The 1410-nt window shown below is 55.4% G+C and carries 1 pseudogene; it reads right to left on the reverse strand.

What is annotated here, in order from left to right:
• Positions 1 to 160: 160 nt before the first annotated feature.
• Positions 161 to 1365: pseudogene (locus AD928_RS00210) on the reverse strand (IS701 family transposase).
• Positions 1366 to 1410: the final 45 nt, after the last annotated feature.

Below are 1410 nucleotides of genomic sequence, written 5' to 3' on the forward strand. Positions count from 1 at the left end.
CACTACAGTTGCATTTTGTGTCGTGAGTGAGCGCGGATAGCGCTGACCTGATGCGTTCGTCGAAAGACGGACCATCTGAGGATGTGAGGGACGGGTAGTCTGCGTTGTGCAAGTTTTACGACGAGGCGCCTGATTTCCTGAATGGACCAGCGGACGACGATTATCGTGTTCTGCGTTGTGTTTTTTTCGGTTTCAATGAGTTTGCCTGATACCGGACACTTGCCATGACGGCATAGACCAGCATGACAAGAGAGACATGCCGATGCCAACCATGCCAGGAGCGGGTCTCGTTATGATCAAGACCAAATTCGTTTTTGGCCGTCTCGAAACATTCTTCGATCCTCCAGCGCGTCCCTTCAACGTTCACGAGTTCCTGTGTGGTTGTCCCTTTCGGGCTCCAGGTCGTAAAATAGGCAAGATCCCCGTCAGCGATGTTTCGGCGGATCAACAGGCCACGTGTCCATGGTCCGGCTATAGGGCTGTCAAATTCTTCAGCATCGAGATCAGCAAGCGGAAGATACGCCCAGTCATAAAGTCGCTCACCTTTTGTGCCGTGCCCCGCTGAGAGACGACGCCAGGGCCTGGTCTGGCAGTCCTGCTGCAATATCTTTCGCCTCTCCGGCAATCAGCGGTTCCGTTGCCCATGATCCGAACCAGTGATTGCCCTTGCCCCCAAGAACATATCCAATTCCTGCCCGGCGAAGCGTGCGTTCCACATCGCCGACGCCATACACGCTGTCTGCAGCAACCCAGCGGAAGGGCACACCGGCCTCAATACTCCGCTCAATCATCATCGAGGCTAACGCCGGTTTGGTTGCAAACACCACGTCATCGGGAACGTGGGCCTGCTTCAGGCGCTCACGGTTCGATGTCCAATCTTTCGGGAGATACAGGGCGCGGTCCACAAAGGCATGGTCCCGCGCCGATACATAGGTGGCAAATACACCAATCTGGCAGTTCGTGATCTTGCCGGCAGATCCCGTATACTGCCGCCCACACCGCAGGACGCCTGACCCTTCTTCAGAAAACCGGTCTCATCAATGACCAGCACGCCCTCTTCAGTGCCCAGATGCTCGATCACATAATCCCTGACGACATCACGAAGGGCATCGGCATCCCAGTCCCGCGCCCCAGAAGCGCCTGCTGCCGCCATGGACCAGGATCTCCTGCGGCTTCCGCTCGCATCCATCCCGTCTTGCGTGGTTCATTGCCAATCAAAATATCAAGAAAAGCACAGGCTGAATCTACGACACGTTTTTGCGTGAACAGCGGCGCCATCCGATCCTTGGCGGACCGAAGCGAGCGCGCCCATAATTCCAGCGTCTCTTCAACAGACGCACCGCCACTCATCATATCCTGAATCATGGTTACCCATAGATTCAGAACTCAACACAAAATGCAACTGTAGTG

It is taken from the genome of Acetobacter cerevisiae (genome assembly GCF_001580535.1).
Lineage (GTDB): Bacteria > Pseudomonadota > Alphaproteobacteria > Acetobacterales > Acetobacteraceae > Acetobacter > Acetobacter cerevisiae.